The 20701-nt window shown below is 59.4% G+C and carries 12 protein-coding genes and 1 tRNA gene; all 13 read right to left on the bottom strand.

Annotation, left to right across the window (positions count from 1 at the left end):
- Positions 1–31: 31 nt before the first annotated feature.
- The 13 genes from GY33_RS0105540 to GY33_RS0105475 all read right to left on the bottom strand — a co-directional run bounded on the left by GY33_RS0105540 (position 32) and on the right by GY33_RS0105475 (position 20477).
- The gene (locus tag GY33_RS0105540) at positions 32–658 is read right to left on the bottom strand and encodes a hypothetical protein (protein WP_031386385.1); all 627 of its coding nucleotides are present in this window, start codon (positions 656–658) and stop codon (positions 32–34) included.
- A gap of 221 nt (positions 659–879) precedes the next feature.
- Entirely contained in the window at positions 880–2994 is a 2115-nt protein-coding gene (locus tag GY33_RS0105535; protein WP_031386384.1) for a TonB-dependent receptor, read from the bottom strand.
- 125 nt (positions 2995–3119) lie between these two features.
- Complete coding sequence (locus GY33_RS0105530; protein ID WP_031386383.1) at positions 3120–4142, bottom strand: class I SAM-dependent methyltransferase; 1023 nt, start codon at positions 4140–4142, stop codon at positions 3120–3122.
- Between the two features lie 202 nt (positions 4143–4344).
- A complete protein-coding gene (locus tag GY33_RS19640; protein ID WP_051822329.1) occupies positions 4345–5349 on the bottom strand; it encodes an AraC family transcriptional regulator in 1005 nt (334 codons plus the stop codon).
- Positions 5350–5653: 304 nt separating this feature from the next.
- Positions 5654–7558, bottom strand: a complete 1905-nt coding sequence (locus tag GY33_RS0105520; protein ID WP_051822328.1) for a TonB-dependent receptor plug domain-containing protein — start codon at positions 7556–7558, stop codon at positions 5654–5656.
- 75 nt (positions 7559–7633) lie between these two features.
- A complete protein-coding gene (locus GY33_RS0105515; RefSeq protein WP_152555086.1) occupies positions 7634–8350 on the bottom strand; it encodes an FmdE family protein in 717 nt (238 codons plus the stop codon).
- 920 nt (positions 8351–9270) lie between these two features.
- Positions 9271–9362: transfer RNA gene (locus GY33_RS0105510), tRNA-Ser, on the bottom strand.
- Positions 9363–9662: 300 nt separating this feature from the next.
- Positions 9663–10088 carry a Holliday junction resolvase RuvX gene (gene ruvX / locus GY33_RS0105500; RefSeq protein ID WP_031386379.1) on the bottom strand — a complete coding sequence of 142 codons (426 nt, stop codon included), beginning with the start codon at positions 10086–10088 and terminating at the stop codon, positions 9663–9665.
- A 16-nt stretch (positions 10089–10104) separates the two neighbouring features.
- Positions 10105–11511 carry an NAD(P)-dependent malic enzyme gene (locus GY33_RS0105495; RefSeq protein ID WP_031386378.1) on the bottom strand — a complete coding sequence of 469 codons (1407 nt, stop codon included), beginning with the start codon at positions 11509–11511 and terminating at the stop codon, positions 10105–10107.
- Positions 11512–11554: 43 nt separating this feature from the next.
- On the bottom strand, positions 11555–15145 hold the full coding sequence (locus tag GY33_RS0105490; RefSeq protein WP_031386377.1) for an FAD-binding and (Fe-S)-binding domain-containing protein: 3591 nt from the start codon (positions 15143–15145) through the stop codon (positions 11555–11557).
- 274 nt (positions 15146–15419) lie between these two features.
- Positions 15420–17753 (bottom strand): carbamoyltransferase HypF, encoded by a 2334-nt coding sequence (gene hypF / locus GY33_RS0105485; RefSeq protein WP_031386376.1) that lies wholly within the window; start codon positions 17751–17753, stop codon positions 15420–15422.
- 136 nt (positions 17754–17889) lie between these two features.
- Positions 17890–18372, bottom strand: coding sequence for a chemotaxis protein CheW (locus GY33_RS0105480; RefSeq protein ID WP_031386375.1), 483 nt, complete (start codon positions 18370–18372; stop codon positions 17890–17892).
- Between the two features lie 77 nt (positions 18373–18449).
- Positions 18450–20477: a methyl-accepting chemotaxis protein gene (locus tag GY33_RS0105475; protein ID WP_031386374.1), complete on the bottom strand. Its 2028-nt coding sequence runs from the start codon at positions 20475–20477 to the stop codon at positions 18450–18452.
- Between the last annotated feature and the right edge of the window lie 224 nt (positions 20478–20701).

Below are 20701 nucleotides of genomic sequence, written 5' to 3'. Positions count from 1 at the left end.
CGCGGTCCGCGGTCTCGGGGAAGGGGCAACGTTACACGCGCAGGTCCAGACCTGCGTAGCCTGTCCCGGCCTGACCGAAGACCATGCCGCCGCTGGGCAACAGAAACGAACTGGACAGTGAGGACTCGAACCAGACGGCCATATTCTGCGCATGCAGACTTTGGCGGAGTTCCATGGGGGAAAGCTTGCGTTCCGCGATGCCGGTCAGCTTGCTCAACTGCACGTCCTTCGCGAACTTCTCGGCCATGTCTGGGTTGTCGATAAAGTATTGATCCACGACCGCTTTGTCCGGATGGTTCTCATTGGCCTTGATCAACCCCGTGGACGAATCAAGACGCAGGCTGAGGGAGGTTGTCATGTTCACCTCAAGCGCGGCCATATCCGCCTTGAAGCGCTCGGACCATTCCTTTTCCTGGCTTGACTTGTAGTCAATCACATCTTGGAAGGTGAGCTTATTGTCGATGGATCTCGGGATGTCCGCCAGCAATGACTCGATTTGCCCCCGAACCTGAGACGCGAGCGATGTTTGTCTGGAGCTTGCGCCGGACTGCTGCGTCTGCGTCCGGGTCTGTTGGGACGCCTCTGAAGCTTGGCCGAAGTTGGCGGCCTGCTGCCAAGAATAGCCGTATACCGCTGAATCGATCATCTGCGTCGACATCTCGCGCTCCTATGTCATGTGGTGGGAAAAATGTGCATGCCCGTTCCCAAAGCACGAATCATACCACATGGAAGCGGTGGCCAGGCATCCTTCTTTGGCATGGACGACGGGACATGAGCCAACGCGAGCGCCCCACCAAGCCGGGCTCAACATCGGCGTCCGGCGTGAATGCGGCTTAAGCGCTTCCTTAATACCTTAGGATATCAACACAATGAAAACGCCTAAAAACGAGCCCGTAGAGTCACACCGAAAGTCAATGGGTCGCCGGCCTGGCCCAGGGGATCCGAGCCCGGAAATTCAAAGGCCACGACTTCATAGTTCGTATCAAAGATGTTCCTTCCCCACAGCACGAGGTCGAAATTTTCGGTTTCCAGGCCCAGACTCATGTTCACCAGGTGGTAGGCGCTTTGCCTGAGGGTGTTCGCGTCGTTCCAGTAGAACGGGCCGACGCCGTTCACCTCGACCCGGGCAAAGACGGACAACGGACTTTGATACCCGAACAGCGAGAACTCCTCCAGAATCGGCCTGCGGTATTGCAAGGCCAGGTTGTAGGTGTATTCCGGCGCCAAGGGCGTGGTCTTTTTGGAATAGTCCATGTCGGCCAGGGGATCGTCGTACGTAACGTATTCCGCGGCGGTGTACCCGAGCCCCGCCTCCAGGGACAGGCCCGCGGCGAGCATTGCGCTGGATTCCACTTCAAACCCCATGCTTCTGGATTTGCCGGCGTTGCGGATGATCGTGTCCGCGGAGGGTAGCAACTGAACCACCTGTTGATCCCGCAGGTCGATGTAAAAAGCCGCGGCGTTGAGCAACAGCCGGTTGTCCAGCCACGCGGATTTGAACCCCACCTCGTAGTTCCAACTGTATTCAGGATCAAAGGATGCATCGCTGGGCTCAAGATGCCCGGTGTTGAAGCCGCCGCTTCTGTAGCCCCGCGAGACCCCGGCATAGGTCATGAAGTCGGGCGTCCACCGGTACCCCAACTGGAATTTCGGCAGCCAGGCACCATTATCCGTGGACTCGTCCAGGGACGCGCCCCCCAAATTCATGCCTCCGGATTCCATGGACATGGCATGGTCCATGGAACTTTTCTCATAGTCGTAGCGCAGTCCGGCCGTGAGATCCAACCTGTCGAACAAGGTATAGGTCCCTTGACCAAAGATCGCGGCCCCCCGTGTCGTGAGGTCGGAGCTGGTCTTCCGGTCAAGGGCCATGCCCGGCAGGGCCACGTCCGGAGCAAAGGACATGGTCAGTTTGTGCTCCTTTTTGGAACTGAACCCGTAGAGTCCGGTCAGCCACTTGAAGTTCGCTCCGTCATCCAACGAGGCAAACCGCAACTCCTGGGAGAACTGGCCGTCGTCAATGTCCTCGTGCGCGGTCATGAGCGGATAAATGGTGAAATCCTGATCATTATCCGCGACGTCTTCAAAATGGCGGTAAGCCGAGATGGACGTCAGCCTGAACCACGGGGCGTCGTAGGCCACGCGCAGGGAAGTGCCCACATGGTCCCGGTGGTTCCGACCCTCGTAGTCATAGGCCACATGATGGGGGTTGTTCCGGACCTCATCGAGTTTGGCCAAGGGAAACACGCCGTCGCGCAGGCGCTCCCCGTCCAGACTGTAAGTCACGTCCAGCTCGTCGGTAGGGGTCCAGCGCAGATGCATCCGACCGTTCAGGGAATCACGGTCGTCCACGTCCCTGCCCAGGTAGTCGTTGCGGCTGTAGCCGTCCCGTGTTTCCATACCGCCCGAGACGCCCAGATAGAGCTTGTCGTCCACCAGAGGGGTGCGCATGGACACGTTGGTGCGCAACAGATCGTAGTTGCCGAATGTCTGATCCAGCCCGACGCGAAAGACATTGTCCGGCTTCCTGGTGACGATGTTCACGACCCCGCCCAGGCTGTTGCGGCCGTACAGTGTCCCTTGCGGCCCGCGCAGCACCTCGATCCGTTCGATGTCGAAGAGATTGGCGTCGAACACCCGTGCATCCATGTAGTTCACGTCGTCAACGTAGAACCCGACCGCGGGATCGTTGTTCACCGCGCCGATTCCGCGCACGAACACGAACGAATTGCCGCGGAATCCCCAGTTGGAAATGAACAGGTTGGGTACCATCCGGGAGAAGTCCTGGATGGTCGTGATCCGCGCATCCTCAATCCGCGTCTCCGAGAACGCGGTAATGCTCGCCGGAATGTCCTGCACGTTTTCGCTGCGCTTTTCCGCCGTGACCACCATGGGCTCAAGCTGAAGGGATTCCTCTTGGGCGGAATCCTGAGCCGGGACGGACACAGAGCTGAAAACAAGGGTCGCTGCAATCGCCAAAATCTTTGAGGCCATATCTTTTTTCCGAGTTGCAAACATTGGTTTCTCCTTTTCACGAAAAAAAGTTCGCGGAAATTGCACGATTCTAAACTTCATTCTCATTTCACTATCATTGCGCCATGCACCAATGATGCGTTTCATTACCCCTTGCGGGCAATATCCACGTCCATGTTGCCAATGGGCGTAGGTATGGTTCTGGAACGCACCCAGCGAAAGCCGCGGTCCACGGCCGCGTGGGCGATCCTGCCCTGAGGAAAGGTGTAGTCCATGCCCAGCATCATGGCCGGCATCACTGCCCCGAGCATGGTGTCCGGCTTTGTGCCTTCATGGGTCATTCCATCCTGAAAACCGACGAAATATCCTCCGGGCTTCAACGCCCGAAACACCTTCGAGATCAGCTCTTCCAAACCGTGCAGCGCGAAATTCAGGGTCGCGCTGGCGAAAATCAGGTCGTACCCCTTGCCGATGTCTCCGGTGATGTAGTCTCCCGGCGCATACTCCACCCTGTCCGCCATGCCCCATTCATGAACAAATCTTTCGGCCGCCTCGAGCACCGCGGCCCTGTCCAATAAAACCGCCCGCAACGTCGGATGATCATGCAGCATGTACAAGGAAAACACTCCATGACCGCAGCCCATGTCCAGCATCTTGCCGAATTCTCCAAAACCCGGCAGCGTCTTGATGATATCAGCCACCTGCCTTCCCACGCCGCCAAAGACCCACCCCGCGGAATCCCTGGCTTCACGGGCCCATAATGACTCGTCGGCAAAGTTCTGGACATCCTGGTCCGCATCCGGGCCGTTTTTCACCAAACCGGCCAACTTTTCCAGGGGGTTGAGCCCCGCATGCTGGGCCTGGAGCAGCAAGGGGCCGATGCACGTCGGTTCCGTGCTCACCAGAAAAAGCCGGGCAATGGGAAGGTTTCGGTAGCGCCCTCCTTGTTTTTCCAGAAGATCCATGGTCGCCAGGGCGTCCAGCAGACGGCGGGTGTTCTCCGGATGCGTGCCCAGCCGCGTTGCGACCTGTTCCGTGGACGCGAATTCCGTCAGGATGTCGAAAACCTTGAATCGGATGCCGCAATTCATGAACGCCGCTTTCAACGGTCCCATGGCCAGTTCATGCAGGGGCCGGTAACTGAGATCAACCGCGGGTAGTGTTTTCATTCTCCCTTCCTTTGTTCAACTTGGCTTCGCGTTGAGTGCTTCGGACGCACAATACCGGGCGCTCCCGGCCGTCCCGTGAACATTTTCAGGCGGCAGAATCGCTGTTATTCGTCCCTGTGTCGAACACATGGCGAAACAATGCTGTCATTTGGCGAACAAAGAAAAAGAGAAGGCGGCGGTATCCGGCGAGAGCCGGGCATGGTCAGACGTCTGGGCAGAAGATTGTCTTGCGGCTTAAGACTTCCTTGAGGCAGGCGCTGGGCTGAACTCCGAAATGGGCCAGAAAGGAGCGGGCAAAATGACTCGGGCTGCTGAACCCGGTGGCGTAGGCGATTTCCGTGATGTTCATCTCGCCTTCATGGATCAGCAGCCAGCCCTGTTCCAGGCGCTGCCGACGCAGATACTCGAAAAGCGTGGTCCCATGAACGGCCTTGAAGGCCTTGTTCAGCGAGGTATGCGCCATGCCCACGGCACGGGCTATTTCAAACAGAGATGGAGGATCGTGCAGATTTTGCAGCAGCATTTCCCTGGCCAGACGGACGCGTTCCCTGTCCGCTCGGCTGGGTGTGGGGCGGCAATTGTTTCCGGAGAACCGGGCCATTTGCAGCGCCACGAGTTCCAGGGCCTTGCTTTCAACAAATATGCTCCTGGTCAGGCCGTGATAGGGGCAGGCCAGCAATTGCCCGACCACGACGTGCATGGCCGGGGTCATCCCGTTCGGTTGATAGTAATGGTTCCCGCCGCTCCCCCGCAGATGCTCCAGCAGCTCCGGGGCGTGAATGTCCGTCTGTTCCGAAAGATAGCGATCGAAGAGGTTTAACTCGACATGCAAAGCCGCAACGCGGATCGGCACATGCGCGGGAAATTCCATGACGCCGTGGGACCGGGGAAACGCGCAAACCACGTTCGCTCCAGGTCGGGCGGCGATCCTGCTCTCGCCGTCGTGATGGGCGACCGTGTAACGAGCCTGGCCGGACGCATGAAAGGAAAACTCGAAAGGAACCTGGTCGGTCTCAAACTCGATCCGGACCGGCTCCCGTGCGATGAAATCCGCCAGAATGAGCTTCAGGCCTGGCCTGACGTCGATTTGTCGCGCCCAAGAGCCTACCGCCTCGGGAGTATCTCCCCTCATCTTCGTGGTTTTGAGGGTGCCATCGTCCTGCTTGGGCGGATTTTTCGCCCCATCGTCTTCAAGCCTCGCGTCCATGCCGACATTGTCTCCGCATACGAATCTTGAGTTGGGAGATGATAAGAAATTGACGGAAGGCTTACAAAGCAGTCAGTGGCATCAAATAATACTACAGCGAAACTTCATGCTTTGATTAGCAAGACGGCCTGATTGTGGCCCACGGAACACACGGAAATACACGGAAAACCTGGGAACAAGGGAATCTTGGCCTCGTCATTTTCAAGAGCTTCCGCAAAGTATCGCTGTAGTGATAACGACAGGCGGTCATTGTCGAATTGATGTTCGGATCATGGCCGCCTGTCGTTGATATTTCGGATGCGCCTCAGAACTTCGCCGACACTCCGACGTAGAACGTGGTTGGCTCGATTTGGACCACGTCGTCCCGCTCAATGCGCTTGTCGAAGATATTGTCCACTCCGGCAAAGATTTCGAAGTTTTCGCCGAAGCCCTTGGCCAGGTAGGTTCCGAACAAGGGGTAGGAATAGCTGTCGCCGTCCGCGTAGGTCATCCGGCCGACGTAGGACATCCGGAGGTTGGCCCGCAGCCGCCATTCCGGCAGCTCGTAACCCAGCTTCACGAACCCCTTGTACTTGGGCATGCCGCCGATGTCCTCGCCTCCGGTTTTGTTGTCCACGTCCTGCCAGGTCAGATTGCCGTCCAGGGAAAAACCCAGGGGCAGCCGGACTCCGGCCTCGGCCTCAAGGCCTTTGATGTCGGCCTCGGCGATGTTCCGGTACTCGAACATGCTGCGCCGATCCGAGCCCGCGCCCTCGGTGCGCAGGAACACGGTCTCGATCAGGTCGTCCACCTCGGTATAAAACCCGGTCAGCCCGCCCCAGAACGGGCCGTGCTCACCCTCCACCCCCAACTCGTAGCTGGTGGACTTCTCCGCTTTCAGGTCCGGATTGGCCTGGAACACCTCCTGCCCCCTGCGCCGAAACGAGGTTACATACAGTTCGGTCAGGGAAGGGGCACGGAATCCCTGGCCCACGGAGCCTTTCAAACGCAGACCGTCCGTAAGGGTGTAGACCAGGGAACCGCGCGGGCTCCATTGATCGCCAAAGGCGGAATGATGGTCATAGCGCACCCCCAGGACCACGTAGAGTGGATCGAGGAGATGAAACTCGTCCTGGAGCAGGACGCTGACATTGTCCACGTCCTTGTCCGTCCGCAGCTGCATCTGCGTATCGTCCAGTTCATCCCGGCGATATTCCGCGCCCACGGTCACCAGGTGATCGCTCAGGATCAGGGCGCTGTAGCGGGCCTCGGCCTGGGTCGTGAACTGCTTCGTATTTCGCTCCCCAGAGGCGGCAAAGGGGGCAAATCCTAACTCGTTCCTGAATTCAGAGCGATTGACCCGGAGCATGAGCTGGTCCGCGTCCCGCAACTGTGCGTCGTATTGCACGTAGTAGCCCCAGCGTTCCTCGTCCGCTTTGCGCTCCCTGGCCTGCTGTTCGTAAAACTGGTCGCCGGTGTAGGTGTTGTCCATGTACTCCAGGCCCGCGGAAAGGGTCTGGTAATCGGTGAGGTCAAAGGCAAAGCGTCCGGCCAGAAACCCGGGCTTCTCCTTGAAGCCGTCGTCGGGCAGGCTGCCGGACTTGTCCCAGCCGTCCTTGTGCCGCAATTCGCCGGACAAAAGAAAGCGAAACCGGTCCATGGGGCCTCCGACCAAACCGCTGCCCACGTATTCCTTGGCTTCGCCGTCCCGATTCACCCCGAACTGGCCCTGGACCGCTCCGGTCCACTCTCTGGGCGCGGCCTTGGTGATGATGTTCACCACCCCGCCCAGGGCATCGCTGCCGTACAGGGCCGAAGCCGGGCCCCGCACGATTTCGATACGCTCAACCATCACCGTGGGAATCTGGCGCAGATCCACCATGTCGTTGAAACCAAAAGCCAGACGTCGTCCATCCAGCAGAACCAGGGTGTGCTTGCTGCGCGCCCCGCGGATGCTGGGGACCTGCACCCGGCCGGACTCCCGGGACACCACCAGGCCCACCGCTGCTTCCAGGGCCTCGGCCACGGTCAGGGCGTTCAGATCCTGGATATCCCGGGCCGTGATCACCTCCACGGCTCCCGGAGCGTCCAGGATGGTTTTCGCTGTTCCCGTGGCGGAAACCACCACCTCGTCCAGTCGTTGCGGCGCCTCCTCCTGAGCGGCCCAAACCGGACCTCCCCCCAGAGCGGCCACGACACCCACCGCCGCGATCCACGCTTTCCAAACCATTCCTTCCTCCATTATGCGTTACATGCCCACTAATCGGACTGTTTGCATCCAGCACCCTGGCCGTCGGACCTTCACCTACTCCGTCGTCTGCGATTGTCGGCTGGCCCGTCGCTGCTCCCGGATCAACCGGTCCATCTCGCCCTGTTCCATGTGTCCCCAGAAAACAAAGGTGTAGACTTCCGGCTCTCCGAACAATTCCTCCAGCGCCATTCCGGGAAACGTATCGATCACATGCCGCCGATCACGCTTGCGCTTTTCAGCCTCGGCCTCGGTAATAGTGCCGTCTTTGGCCTTTTCCCGCAGTTGAAACCAGTCGCCCGGCCACAAACCGTCCCGCAGCCGCATGGTCACGCCCTTCATCGTGGACTTGCGATAGAACTGAAAAGCGAAATTTTCCGCGCCCATTTCAATACCCGCGGGTGGCCATGTGCGCTGGGACTTATCCTCGCCCTTCATGACCAGGTCAAAAAGGTCCATGGGGCCGCCGGCCGACCTGCTGATCACCACCAGGTCGTCCAGATTCGGGGTTTCTTCGCCGAACAAGATCTCCAGGCCGTAACGCACGGCCATAAAGCCCAATGTCGCGCCCGGACAGGCGTTTCCATGGAAATCATAGGCATCGCACAGACTGATAAGGCGTTCCTGTCCGCCCTGAATCACTGTCAGCGGCGGCAGATCCCGCGCCGATTGGGGATACTCCGCCTTCTCCGCCCAGGCCGCCCCAGCCATGGCAACCACCATGGACATGAACAGACATCCGATGTTCCAACGCAATACCGTCTTCCAAGTCATGCTTCCTCCAAACAGGTTGATGTTCATGATATTGTTTCCTGCCTTGATTGCTTATTTTTTCGGGATTTTATCGATGACCATCACTTCCTCGAGATATTGAAGACATGGTATCGCAACAGAAAAACCTACGATAAAGAAACCGAAATTCTTTTTCATTAGTGGCCGATACTTTTCTCAAACATGATTAGCCAACAGACTTCTTTCATTTTTCGGGATATTCGACTATTTTGGTACGTATTATTTCACAAAATCGAAAACTGACCTCAAAAGCAACGAGTGGGATTCAAATAGAGAAGAATATTTCAGCTGTCAATAAAATATGATAACCAATTTCATAATCTTAGAAATATCCTTACCTCCAGAGGCCAAGTGCCCACCCAGAAACAATCTATCTCTGTTTGTTTGGCACGCCCCGGTCCACGACCCGTGGTCCCGCGAGGCACGACTCACGGGGCAGTCCGACCGCTAGATAGATCGCCGAAGACGTTCCGCTGTCACGACACGAGGCGAGTTCCATTTGCATTCTCAAAGTGCCAGGAACCGGTTTCGAAGCGCGGATCGACACTGACAATCAAGGACTATGGAAACCATTTTCAAGGCAGACATGCTTATCCGTCCCGTCGATAGACTCCCAATTGCTACGCCGCGAAAAAAAAGATCAAACTCTCGCGTATGGGTAAAAAGCTTCGACCTTGGTTCGCTTGCCAGGATGAAAAATCAAAAATGTGGCGCAGCCTCAACCCGAAGGCACCGGACACGGGACGTGTCTGGAGAGTTCTTGCTCCGTGTGCTTTTCTGAACGAGCAGCAAAACTACTCAAGACAGTTACATTGTCTATCCCTGGTTCGATGTCGATCACTCGCAAACGTCGCAATGGACAAAAAAAAGCCCCCGTTTCCGGGGGCTAACGTAAGCGGCAGTGGCGGAGAGGGAGAGATTCGAACTCTCGGCACGGGGTTAGCGTGCACACGATTTCCAATCGTGCTCCTTCGGCCAGCTCGGACACCTCTCCTGCTTAAAAAAGGAGATACTTAAAGAATTGTTCGGTGCTTGGCAAGTCCTTTTTCACTCGATTCTTTCTAAATGTTTCCAGGTGCCGCCTTATACGCGTCGTTACTGTTTTCGTCGCTTTTTCGACTTCCCTGACGTCGGTTCCGGACTCTTCGGCTGCGTACCGCAGCCCTTGGCCGGGCCTCAGCCGGAGAAACCTCCGCCTTTGCGCATAATGAACGCGAAAACGACCACGACCAGGATGATGAATATTGAGGACAGAATGGTTTCCATGACCCCTCCTTGTCTTTTCCGATCAGGTTCAAGGGAGTTGAGACTGTCCGGAGCATTCCAGATAGTCGTTGAGGATGACGACGGCGGCCTGCTGGTCGAGCACGGCCTTGATTTTTCGACCGTGACGCCCCCCTTCGCGCAGGTTGCGCTCGGCCTCCAGCGAGCTGAAGGCTTCGTCCTGAAACACCACAGGCACGTCCGTCCGACGCCGCAGGCTTTCAGCGAAATTGCGGACTTGGCGGGTGGTTTCCGTTTCCTGGCCGTTCAGGGCTCGGGGCAAACCGAGGACAATGGTCTGGATTCCTTCCCTGGCCACGATGGTCAGCAGGTCGGAAAAAAGCCGCTCCCTGGTGGTCCGCTCCAGGGTCGCGTAGGGGTGGGCCAGAAGCCCCAGGCCGTCGCTCAGGGCCAGACCCACCCGCTTCGTACCATAGTCGACGCCCAGCACACGCATGCCCAAGCCCGATTGGTTAGATCCTGGCCACTCCGGAATCCCGTGCTGCTTGTTCCACCCGCTCCGCCACGGCATCGGCCACTCCCGGATGGAACGCGCTGGGGATGATCACGCCCTGGGCCAGTTGCTCGTCGTCCACGCAATCCGCGATGGCCTGGGCCGCGGCCAGCTTCATGGCCTCGTTGATGTCCGAGGCCCGGCAGTCCAGAGCGCCCCGGAAGATGCCGGGGAAGCAGAGCACGTTGTTGATCTGGTTCGGGTAGTCGGAGCGACCCGTGGCGATCAGGCAATCCAGGTCCGCGATTTCCTCGGGCAGGATTTCCGGGATGGGATTGGCCATGGCGAAGATGATCGGCTTCGGGGCCATCTTCAGCACGTCTTCCCGTTTCAGGGTTCCCGGTCCGGATACGCCCACGAAGATGTCCGCGCCCTTGATCACATCGGCGAGGGTGCCTTGCTCGTTGTTCGGGTTGAAAATCCGGGCGCACTCTTCCTTGACTGGGTTCATGCCCTTGGTCCGCCCACGATAAACCACTCCGGTACGGTCGCAGGGAATGATGTTTTTCACCCCGGCCTCGGCGAACATCTTGGCGCAGGCCACTCCGGCGGCCCCGAACCCGTTGACCACCATTCGCAGGTCTTCGATCTTCTTGCCGGTCAGCTTCAGGGCGTTGAGCAGCGCCGCCAAGGCCACCACAGCGGTACCGTGCTGGTCGTCGTGGAATACCGGGATGTCCAGCCGCTTTTTCAATTCCTGCTCCACGATGAAGCAATTCGGGGCGGCCACGTCTTCCAGGTTGATCCCGCCGAAGGTCGGGGCGACCTTTTCCACGAAGTCGATCAGTTCTTCCGGGGTCGTGGTCTTTACGCACAATGGGAAGGCGTCCACCCGGCCAAAGGCCTTGAACAGCACGGCCTTGCCTTCCATCACCGGCATGGCGGCCAAGGGGCCGATGTTCCCCAGCCCCAGGACCGCGGTACCATCGGAAACCACGGCCACGCAGTTCTGGCGGATAGTCAGGTCGAAGGATCGCTCCGGATCCTTGTGGATCGCCTGGCAGACCCGGGCCACGCCGGGCGTGTAGGCCATGGCCAGTTCGTCCGCGTTGTCCACCGACGACGTCGGCGCGATCTCCAGTTTGCCTCCGTCGTGAATGGCCATGGTCGTGTCCGTGGCCCAGGAATCCAGGACGCAGGGCAGGGCCTGCACCGCGGCGACCACCTTTTCCCCATGGTCCACGGAGGTGCCGTAGAATTCCAGTGAAATTTCCTCGGCCTCCATGTCCTCGCCCACACGGAAGAACTGGACCAGACGCGCGCCTTCACGGCCCAGGGTTTCTAAAAGCGATACGCGGTTCTCCTGTTTCTTCTCCAACCGGATGTCCATAGTGAAACTATAACTTGCGGAAAAATGGGTACTCATGGTGGACAGGGCTCCTTTTGCTAGATGGTTATATGATAACGTCTCACCGCTCCGGAACAAACCGGGCCTGGACAATACGTTTGACGGCGTTCTTTTCCCAGTCTTTCCCGCCGAGCAGGGAGGCGAGGTATTCGAGGGTATGCCGGACCTCCCGCGGGCGTCCCAGCTCGTTCAGGCATCTGGTCAGCCCGATGCGGCAGGACGGGCATCCGACAAGGATCGGAGCAGGAGATTCCACCTGGCTGATGTCCGTGCGTAGTTGGTCGATCTTGCGTCGGCGCAGCTTGTTGTAGATGGCCGGAGAGGTCATGGCCCCCAGGCCGCTCTCCCCGCAGCAGTGCGGGCTGACGCGGACCTTGGCGTCCAGGAGCTTGCCCAGTGCTTCTGAATAAATGCGGGCCGCCTTGACGCCCTCCACTCCGGACCATTCAGCGTGACACGCGGCGTGGTAGAGCAGTTCGCGCGCACCATCGGCCTGGAGAGACTGGATCAGCGATTTACCCTGTTTTGGGCCTTGTTTCCGCCCTTGTTTTGAGCTGATGCGTTGCAGCAGAAATTGCAGCGCATCCTGGAGTTCCAAGACCGGACCGGAGGAGGCCAGATTGTAATCGCGCAACCCCGTCCGGCAGGAACCGCAGGCCGTGATCACGTGGGACACCGTGAAACCCTGGGCTCTGGTTTTGTTCAGCAAGCGGTTCAGCGCGGCGATGTTCCGCTCCCGATTGGCCCCGAAGGCCTGCTCGCCGCCGCCGGCCAGCAGCGGATACCCGCAGCACAGATGGGATTCGGGAAGAATGACCTGACAGTCCGCGTCCAGCAACAGGGAGATGGTGGCCAGCCCGATGGAGCGAAAAAAGAGCCCGGCTCCGCAACCGGGAAAGTAAAGCACGGTCTCCTTGTCCGGGATCGAGCCGCCGTTGCCGGCCGGAAGAAAGACGCCGCCCTTGCCCAGGTTCAGGCTCTCGGACAGGTTCTTCATCTCCATGCTTGGCCCCTTGCCCTGAAGCAGCGGACTCTCAGCCCGTCGACGCCATCTGGAGGGGATCAGCCCCACGGCCGTGTTCTGAATGGCCTGGCCCACGGCCAGGAACTTGGCCGCCTTGGGCAGGCGGCAAGCCGGATCCTTGGCCATATAGTCCAGGATGCGATTCTTGAAGGGATGTCCGTCCGCGCCCTTGCCCTTGAGGTAGCCGCGCAGATCCAGGATCACGTCCGGGGTGTTGATCTTCACCGGGCAGGCGGACATGCATTTGCCGCAGCCCGTGCAGTGTTCCATCAGCCGCCCCAGTTCCTTGAGCAGACGCTGATCCGGCTGTCCGGACTGGAGCTGGGTGTAGAACACCGCCTCGATCATCGCCCCCATGCTGATGTTCTTGTTCCGGGGATGGAACAACAGCCCCTTTTCCGGGAGATACATAGGGCAGACCTGCTTGCATTTGCCGCACCGGGAGCAGGTCTGGATGGTGGTCAGCAGCTTGATCAGCCGCGCCCGTTCCGGCAAGCCGCTCTGGCGCAGATCCTGGATCAGACGGTTGAAGGAAAAGGTGAACGGCTGGACCGGCTGCTCGCGGCTGGTCAGTTTGCCGGGATTGATGATGTTTCCGGGATCGATCTTGGCTTTATAGGCCTTGAGGGCCTTGATCTTTTCCTCGGGCAGAAAGGCGATCTTGGTGATCCCGATGCCGTGCTCCCCGGACACCGCTCCCTTGAGTTCCAAAACCTTTTTGAAGACCTCGCCGGCCGCTTCCTCGGCCTGGTGCAGCATGTGCGGGTCATTGGAGTTCACCGGAATGTTCACGTGACAGTTGCCGTCCCCGGCGTGCATGTGGTTGGCCACGATGACCCGGGTTCCGCGCATTCGAGAAAGGATGGCGTCCAGCTCGGGCTGTCGGCGAGGATAGCGATTGCGCAAGTCCTGGAAAAAAAACTGGGTCTGGATCTCGAACTCCTGGTCGGACAGCTCCTTGGCCGTGATCTCCCCACGCAGAATCCGGGCGCAGTAGTCCAGTTCCATCTCCACGAATTCGTCGCTGTCCGGCAGGCCTTCCAGCCCGCCCACTTCCTGGAGCGCCTTGCGGTAGGCCTTGGCCAGATAGCGCAGGTTCAACTGTTCCAGGAAATCGGAAAACTCCGGGATCACCTTCAAGGGGATGACGATGTCCTCGTTGATCTTGAATCCGCTGGTCCGGCGGGTGATGGCGCTCAGCCGGTGCCGGTCCTCCCAGAACACCTCGGCCTGCCGGGCGTCCGTGGCCGTGAACACCTCCACGTTCTCGTACGGCCCGACAATGTCCACCACCATGTCTACCGCCCCGTCCAGGGCCGCCTCGTCGTCGGAATCCATCTGGATCAGCAGCACGGAGATGGGGTCGCCTTCGTAGCGGGAGGATTTTTTCTGGTACTCGATGGCCTGAACGTACTTCGGCCCGAACTCCTCCAAAGCGGACATCTTGACCAAGTCGCCCTGCTCCCGGATGGTATCGCGCATGCCCACCAGATCGTTGATCACCAACATGGCCGGGTGCATGCTCCGCCCGTAGAATTCCAGACACAGGGTCCGGGAGAAGACCGGCTGAGGATACAGGGTGAAGCAGGCCTCGGTGATCACCCCGTCCACGCCCTCCTTCTGAATGCCCGGCAACCCGCCCAGATACTTGTTGGATACGTCCTTGCCCAGATTCGCGCCCCGGATCTCGTCGCCGTGCAGAGCAATGGTCTCCGTAACCCGACCCTGGTCGTCCAGGATTTCAAAAATCGCGTTTTCATGGGACAGGATCTTGTGCCGGGGATGGTTCTTGCGGCGCACCTCGATCCGCTCTCCACTGGGCAGGACCATCACGTAACTGAGAATGTTGTCCAGCGTGGTCCCGTACTCGAAGGCAAAGGGGCCTCCGGCGTTCTCGGAAATATTGCCGCCCAGGGACGAGGCGGCCTTGGAGGCCGGGTCCACGGTGAACAACAATCCCTGGGCCGCCGCGGCCTGGATCGCGTTCAGGGTGATCATCCCGCTCTGGGCGCACAAAACCTTTTCCTGAACGTCGATGTTCAAAACGGCCTTCATCCGGCTCAGGCTGAGAATCACCGTCCTCCGTCCGGCCGGGATGGCCCCGCCGGTCAGGCCGGATCCTCCGCCCCGAGGCACGAGACTGAACTCCAGTTCATTGGCAAGTCGGACGATGCACTGGACCTGTTCCGTATTTTCCGGCGCCAGAACGAGCAAGGGCAGTTCCAGGCGCAGGTCCGTGGCGTCCGTGGAGCACTCCACCAAGGCATTGGGCTGATTGTTGATGCACTCTTCCGGCAGACACTGCCGCAGACGCTTGATCAGGTTTTGTTTGAACAACTGCTCCGCTTCATAGTCCCGCCAAAAATGCTCCACGGCCTCTTGCAGGGCCGTGGCATACTCCGGCGCCAGGGACGGGACAATGACCGCCAACTGATTATCCACGCTGCCGCGAACCATTTCCTGCGGGATGAAAGGGTTGTAGCGCAGCAAAAACAACTCGGCGGCCAGGTCCACGGCCAAGGTGCGTACGCTTTCCGGCCAGGACTCGACCTGGTCCTGGGTCAGGTTGAAAACTCGGGGCAGAAGACGGATATGAGGGACGGAAAGATGAGGTCCGCGCTGGGTCATGATGGGTACCAACTTGAAAAAGGCGAAAAACAAAAAATGTTAGTCAAGACGACGTGGAAAGACAAGGCGACTTTTTTGGTGAGTCCGGGACAAATCCGTTCTCATCGAAATCGAAATCGAAATCGCGATCGAAATCCAAATCGAAAGGTAACTATTCAGCTCATCCGAGGAAATACGGCCTGGATACCCGCCTTCGCGGGTATGACTGATTCGGAGACGGCATGGAAAAACACGTCATTCCCGCGAAGGCGGGAATCCAGCGTCGGAAATGAGCTCAACTCAGGATTTTGCCGTAGATGGCCTGGCCCAGGGAAATGCAGGCGTCGTTGGGAGGGAGGTGGGCGTGGGTCAGCGGTGTCAGGCCGCGCCGGGACAGGGCTTGGGGCAGCAGCGTGCTCAGGGTGGCGTTTTGCATCACTCCTCCGCTCAGGCCCACGGTGCGCGTACCGGATTGCTCGGCCAGCAAGGCCGCGAGTTCGGCCAGACCGCGGATCAAGCCCAAATGGAAACGCCGACTGATCGTTCCGACCGGTTTCCCGGCCTCCCAGTCGGCATGAACCTGGCGGAACAGCAGCAAAGTGTCCAACTGTACCGGATCACAGTCGGCCAGGACCGGGCAGGCGTAGGGCGCGGACTGGTCGTCGAGGTGTTGTGCCCGTTCCAGAAGAATCGCGGCCTGTCCTTCGTAGGCCATGACGTGCTTCAGACCGAGCAGGCCGGCCACGGCGTCGAACAGGCGACCGCAGCTGGTAGTCGTCGGACAGTTGATCCCTTTTAGGAGCATGGTTCCGACAAAGGCGTCGGCTTGGGCGTGTTCGACCAGCCAGGGCCAGGGCCGATTTTCAGGGGCCGTGATCCCGATGCTCCACAAATAACTCCTGGCCATACGCCAGGGCTCCCGGGCCGCGGCCTCGCCGCCTGGCTGGACCACCGGCGTGAAGTGGGCCGCTCGACTGAATTCCCCGTTCCGCGGGTCCACCAGCAGGGCCTCACCTCCCCAGATGGTCCGGTTCGTGCCCAGTCCGGCCCCGTCCAAAGCCAGACCCAGGCTGGGCTCCTCATGCCGGTTTTCAGCCAGGACCGCGAGGATATGGGCCACGTGGTGTTGCACCTGGGCCAGGGGAACTCCCTGTTGCTCGCTCAGATCCTTGCCATGGCCGGTACTCATGTAGTCCGGGTGCTGATCCGCGACCAGCAACTCGGGCTGGACCCGCAAAATGGTCCGCATATGGCGGATGGTATCCTGATAAAACGCGTACGTTTCCAGGTTGGTCAGGTCTCCGACGTGCTGGCTGATAAAGGCTTGGTCACCCTTGGTCAGGCAGATCGTCGCCTTGAGTTCCGGCCCCAGCCCCAGCACGCACGGGCCGCCGCGGTTCAGGAAAATCGGCGACGGCGTGTACCCCCTGGCCCTTCGGAACAATTCTGGCCGTTTTGTTTTCCCGTTCACGCGCAGCACCGAATCGTCGCAGCGGATCAGGATGTCCCGGTCGTGGAGCAGGAACAGATCGGCCAAGGGCGCAAGGCGTTCCAGGGCTTCCCGGTTGCCCAGGGCGATGGGTTCGCTGCTCAGGTTGCCGGAAGTCGCCACCAGGATCGAGAGCCGTTTTGCCCCGACCGCTTCCCGGAATGCGTCCAACAGGACATGGTGCAAGGGCGTGTAGGGCAGCATCAGCCCCAGCCGGTCCGTGTCCGGGGCCAGATGCTTCGAGAGAGTCGGCCCGGCGGCGGAAGTCAGACGCGGCAAGAGGACAATGGGCCGTTGGGCGGACAACAAAAACTCCCGCTCCGCCGGGTCCGCCTCCACCACCCTGAGGGCGGTTTCCAGGTCCGGAGCCACCACGGCCAGAGGCTTTTCCCAGCGTTGCTTGCGCCGTCGCAACTCGGCCACGGCCGCGTCGTCGCCTGCGTCGCAGACCAGATGAAATCCGCCCAGCCCTTTCACAGCCAGGATTTTTCCTGCGGCCAGGGCCGCAGCCGCCGCGCTCATTGCCGAGCCCCCTTCGGCCAAGCGTTCCCCCGACGGCGAACTCAGCCAGACCCGCGGCCCGCAGGCAGGACAGCAGTTGGGCTGGGCGTGAAACCGGCGATCCAATGGGTCTTCGTACTCCCGCAGGCAGTCAGGACACTGCGGGAAACAGGCCATGGAGGTCATGGGCCGATCGTAGGGGATGCTTCGGGTGATGGTCAGGCGCGGCCCGCAATTGGTGCAATTGATGAAAGGGTAGCGATAGCGGCGATCCCGCGGGTCGAACAGTTCCCGCAGGCAGTCCTCGCAGGTGGCCGTATCCGGACTGATGAGCACCTGGTGGCCTTCTCCCGCCGTACTTTGCAGAATCCGGAAGTCCGCCTCCTCCGGTTGGGGCGCGATCCGTTCGGTTTCCAGGGCGGTGATCCGTGCCAGAGGGGGCAGGGATTGCCGGAGTCGGTCGCTGAAGGAGGAAGCCGCGAAGTCCGGCCCCTGGACCTCGATGAGCACTCCTTCGGGTGCGTTGCGCACGAACCCGGTCAACCCGGCTTCCAGGGCCAGCTTGTACACCGTGGGCCGGAAGCCCACGCCCTGAACCTGGCCGGTGGCCACGAGACGATGACGCGTTAGAAAGTGCATGGGTGCGGACGGGGCATTTTTTACGGTCCAGGCTGGGAAAACATCCTTCATGGAAAAATCAAAAAAGCCCCGAGACGGAACAAACCGCCTCGGGGCAAAGGGGAGGGAAAGACAGAGTCGGGAAGATAGTGGCGTCCTACAATCCGGAGAGCAGGTTCTGCTCGCCTTTGCTCAGCAGCCGGTCCAGGTCCAGCAGGATCAGCAGGCGGTCGGCCAGCTTGCCCACACCGCTGATGTATTCGGACTCGATGCCGGAGATGATCGGCGGTGGCGGTTCCACGGTGTTCGCCGGGATGCGCAGCACCTCGGAGACCGAATCCACCACGAAGCCGATGATGACGGTGTTGATCTCGATAACGATGATCCGGGTATGTTTGTCGTGCTCCTGGGCGGCCATGCCGAAGCGCTTGCGCAAGTCGATGATCGGGATGACCTTGCCGCGCAGATTAATCACGCCCTCCACGAAATCCGGGGCTTTGGGCACCCGGGTGATGCCCATCATCCGAATGATCTCCTGCACCTTGAGGATCTCCACACCGAATTCTTCGTCGCCGATGTGAAAGGTAACCAGTTGGAGCAGGGCGCTGTCCTTTTCCTGCCGGGCATAGTGTTCTTGCATGTGATTTCTCCCTAAGCGGTGAACGGCTCAGTGACTGTTTGGAATCGTCCTATCACCTGAAACGCAGACCGGCAACACTAAACGCTCTTCAGTTCCCGGACAAGGTTTTGCAGCTCCTGAGCCTGCCTGGCCACTTCGGAGATGGCCTGAGCGGACTGGTTCATGACCTCGCTGGTTTCCGAGGCAATCCTGTTGATGTCCTCCACCCCGCGGTTGATCTCCTCACTGGTGGCGGACTGCTCTTCAGCCGCCGTAGCAATGGATCGGACCTGATCCGCGGCCTGCTCGGCCAATCCCAGGATTTCCTTCAAGGCTTCGCCCGATTTGTTGGCCAGCTGCGTGGCGTCCTCAATCGCGACCATGGACTGGTCCATACCTTGGATGTTGTTCCGGGTGCCCTCCTGGATGGCGGAAATGGCGTCGCCCACTTCCTTGGTGGCGTTCATGGTTTTTTCCGCCAGCTTGCGCACCTCGTCGGCCACCACGGCGAACCCGCGTCCCGCGTCCCCGGCCCGGGCCGCCTCGATGGCCGCATTCAAAGCCAGGAGGTTGGTCTGATCCGCGATATCCTCGATCACGTTCATGATCCGACCAATCTGCTCTGCCTGTCGCCCCAGGTTGTTCAGGTTTTCCTTCAATTCTCCAGCCTGTCGTTGGACCTTGTTGATGGCGGCGACAGAGTCGCTGACCACTTTCGCACCGGCCTCGGCCTTGGTCCGGGCTTGATCCGAAGCTTCGGCGGCCTGAGAGGCGTTCTTGGCCACTTCCAGGACCGTGGCGTTCATCTCCTCCATGGCCGTAGCCGTCTCCCCGGTTCGGGCCCGCTGCTCCTCGGACCCGCGGCTGGCCTGCTCCACCTGGGCGGCAAGCTGCTCGGAGGCCGACGTCATCTGCTCTACCACGCCTTCAATACTCCCCGCGGCCTGAAGCATTCCGTCCCGCTTGGCCTGCTCGGCTTGACGCTTGGCTTCCTCGGCCTCCTGGGTGGCTAAATTGCATTCATGAGCCTTGCGATCGGCTTCTTCGGCCTTGTCGTCGGCCTCTTGAATCTTGGCTTTCAAGTTGGCCACCATGGTTTTCAAGGCCTGAGCCAATGTGCCGATTTCGTCCTTACTCTTGATGTCCAGCTGCTCATCCAACCGGCCCTGGGCCACCAAGGTGGCAAAACTGGTGGCACGTCCAATGGGGCCGGATAAAGTCCGGGCGAAAAATGCGCCCACGGCGATCATCACCGTGCCGATAATCACGCTGACCAACAAAATGGACATGAGAATGCTGTTTTGGGTTTGCTCGATGACGCTGCGCTCGACCCCGATGAAAAACATGCCCCCGATCTGACCAGTGGCGTCGATCAGTGGCCAGTAGGCCGTATCGTAGTTTTGACCAAGGATGAGATTGCGGTCGAAGAATGTCCGTTGCTCGCGCAACACCGTGGTAATTACACGAGGATTGTCCATCTTCGTCCCCACGACCCGCTGTCCGTCGCGCATGATGGTCGTGGCCAGACGGGTGTCAGCTTCGAAAATCGTGGCTTCCACGCCGAAGCGTTTTTTGAGTTCATCGACGAACTGAAAGTTTCCAAGATCGAATCCCGGCGTGATCACACCGATGATCCGATCGCCCATCTTGACCGGATACCCGGCACGGAGCGAAAATTTGATCACCGTACCCTGTTCGATACCCACGCTGGGCTGACCCCGCAGAGCCTTTTGGACGTTGACCTGTCCAGCAACACTGTCTCCGACATTTTCTGAATGCCCCCTGGCCACAACCACGCCGCGGGCGTCGGAAAAGGTCAGAAAGTCTATCCCGGTTTGTTCAATCACATCTCGGGCCAGGGCGCGAAGAAAGCCGGTGTTGTGCTCATCAATGGCGTGTTGGACTTCGAAATTAGCGGCCAGGAGCATGCCCACGGTTCCGAGCAACACTTCCCAATCCTCGACTTCCGCCTCCACGGCACCCTTGAACCCGCCCAGTTCCTCAAGCGCTTTTTCATCGAACCCCTTGGTGACATAGTGGTTGGTGGTAAAAAACAGAACGCCGCTGGTCAGAAGGACCGCCAAGACGATGATGCCGATCAGTTTGCCGAAGATTGGAACACGCATACGATCACGACTCCAGGAAAGTTATAGTATTTTGAAGAACAGATCATGGACTTCATTAATCGGCGAATTTCGCGATATCTTTACCGAGTCGCTCCTTACTCGCGAAAAATCCCAAGTTCCCCAGATTCCTTTCCCAAGTTCCTTTAGAAGCGCCCTGATTCTTCTCACGCGAGGCCAAGGAACGTAACGAACGGGATGAGTATTGAACTCAACTTTCGGGGTTG

Source organism: Desulfonatronum thiodismutans (assembly GCF_000717475.1).
GTDB classification, from domain to species: domain Bacteria; phylum Desulfobacterota; class Desulfovibrionia; order Desulfovibrionales; family Desulfonatronaceae; genus Desulfonatronum; species Desulfonatronum thiodismutans.
This window is presented reverse-complemented; position numbering and strand designations above follow the sequence as displayed.

Bases quoted from the DNA above. Each gene is read 5' to 3' on its own strand.
- GY33_RS0105540 (WP_031386385.1), bottom strand. From the start codon at position 658: ATGTCGACGCAGATGATCGATTCAGCGGTATACGGCTATTCTTGGCAG.
- GY33_RS0105535 (WP_031386384.1), bottom strand. From the start codon at position 2,994: ATGGCCTCAAAGATTTTGGCGATTGCAGCGACCCTTGTTTTCAGCTCT.
- GY33_RS0105530 (WP_031386383.1), bottom strand. From the start codon at position 4,142: ATGAAAACACTACCCGCGGTTGATCTCAGTTACCGGCCCCTGCATGAA.
- GY33_RS19640 (WP_051822329.1), bottom strand. From the start codon at position 5,349: ATGGACGCGAGGCTTGAAGACGATGGGGCGAAAAATCCGCCCAAGCAG.
- GY33_RS0105520 (WP_051822328.1), bottom strand. From the start codon at position 7,558: ATGGTTTGGAAAGCGTGGATCGCGGCGGTGGGTGTCGTGGCCGCTCTG.
- GY33_RS0105515 (WP_152555086.1), bottom strand. From the start codon at position 8,350: ATGACTTGGAAGACGGTATTGCGTTGGAACATCGGATGTCTGTTCATG.
- ruvX (WP_031386379.1), bottom strand. From the start codon at position 10,088: ATGCGTGTGCTGGGCGTCGACTATGGTACGAAGCGGGTGGGTCTGGCC.
- GY33_RS0105495 (WP_031386378.1), bottom strand. From the start codon at position 11,511: ATGAGTACCCATTTTTCCGCAAGTTATAGTTTCACTATGGACATCCGG.
- GY33_RS0105490 (WP_031386377.1), bottom strand. From the start codon at position 15,145: ATGACCCAGCGCGGACCTCATCTTTCCGTCCCTCATATCCGTCTTCTG.
- hypF (WP_031386376.1), bottom strand. From the start codon at position 17,753: ATGCACTTTCTAACGCGTCATCGTCTCGTGGCCACCGGCCAGGTTCAG.
- GY33_RS0105480 (WP_031386375.1), bottom strand. From the start codon at position 18,372: ATGCAAGAACACTATGCCCGGCAGGAAAAGGACAGCGCCCTGCTCCAA.
- GY33_RS0105475 (WP_031386374.1), bottom strand. From the start codon at position 20,477: ATGCGTGTTCCAATCTTCGGCAAACTGATCGGCATCATCGTCTTGGCG.